General features: G+C 53.3%; 1 rRNA gene. It reads left to right on the top strand.

The window, feature by feature from the left end:
- Positions 1-1,381 (top strand): 23S ribosomal RNA (locus ENGE1_RS26170); the annotation flags it as partial.

Below are 1,381 nucleotides of genomic sequence, written 5' to 3'. Positions count from 1 at the left end.
CCCGTACACGAAAGCACACATGCTGTGAACTCGAAGAGTAGGGCGGGACACGTGGTATCCTGTCTGAATATGGGGGGACCATCCTCCAAGGCTAAATACTCCTGACTGACCGATAGTGAACCAGTACCGTGAGGGAAAGGCGAAAAGAACCCCGGCGAGGGGAGTGAAAAAGAACCTGAAACCGTGTACGTACAAGCAGTGGGAGCACCCTTCGGGGTGTGACTGCGTACCTTTTGTATAATGGGTCAGCGACTTATATTCTGTAGCAAGGTTAACCGAATAGGGGAGCCGAAGGGAAACCGAGTCTTAACTGGGCGTTAAGTTGCAGGGTATAGACCCGAAACCCGGTGATCTAGCCATGGGCAGGTTGAAGGTTGGGTAACACTAACTGGAGGACCGAACCGACTAATGTTGAAAAATTAGCGGATGACCTGTGGCTGGGGGTGAAAGGCCAATCAAACCGGGAGATAGCTGGTTCTCCCCGAAAGCTATTTAGGTAGCGCCTCGTGAACTCATCTTCGGGGGTAGAGCACTGTTTCGGCTAGGGGGTCATCCCGACTTACCAACCCGATGCAAACTGCGAATACCGAAGAATGTTATCACGGGAGACACACGGCGGGTGCTAACGTCCGTCGTGAAGAGGGAAACAACCCAGACCGCCAGCTAAGGTCCCAAAGTCATGGTTAAGTGGGAAACGATGTGGGAAGGCCCAGACAGCCAGGATGTTGGCTTAGAAGCAGCCATCATTTAAAGAAAGCGTAATAGCTCACTGGTCGAGTCGGCCTGCGCGGAAGATGTAACGGGGCTAAACCATGCACCGAAGCTGCGGCAGCGACGCTTATGCGTTGTTGGGTAGGGGAGCGTTCTGTAAGCCGTTGAAGGTGTGCTGTGAGGCATGCTGGAGGTATCAGAAGTGCGAATGCTGACATAAGTAACGATAAAGCGGGTGAAAAGCCCGCTCGCCGGAAGACCAAGGGTTCCTGTCCAACGTTAATCGGGGCAGGGTGAGTCGACCCCTAAGGCGAGGCCGAAAGGCGTAGTCGATGGGAAACAGGTTAATATTCCTGTACTTGGTGTTACTGCGAAGGGGGGACGGAGAAGGCTATGTTAGCCGGGCGACGGTTGTCCCGGTTTAAGCATGTAGGCGGAGGTTCCAGGTAAATCCGGTACCTTTTAACGCTGAGGTGTGATGACGAGGCACTACGGTGCTGAAGTAACAAATGCCCTGCTTCCAGGAAAAGCCTCTAAGCATCAGGTAACACGAAATCGTACCCCAAACCGACACAGGTGGTCAGGTAGAGAATACCAAGGCGCTTGAGAGAACTCGGGTGAAGGAACTAGGCAAAATGGTGCCGTAACTTCGGGAGAAGGCACGCTGACA

Origin of the sequence: Pluralibacter gergoviae ATCC 33028 = NBRC 105706, from assembly GCF_001598855.1 — a bacterium.
GTDB lineage: Bacteria > Pseudomonadota > Gammaproteobacteria > Enterobacterales > Enterobacteriaceae > Pluralibacter > Pluralibacter gergoviae.
Note: the sequence above shows the minus strand (reverse complement) of the source record. Positions and strands in the feature narration are given on the sequence as shown.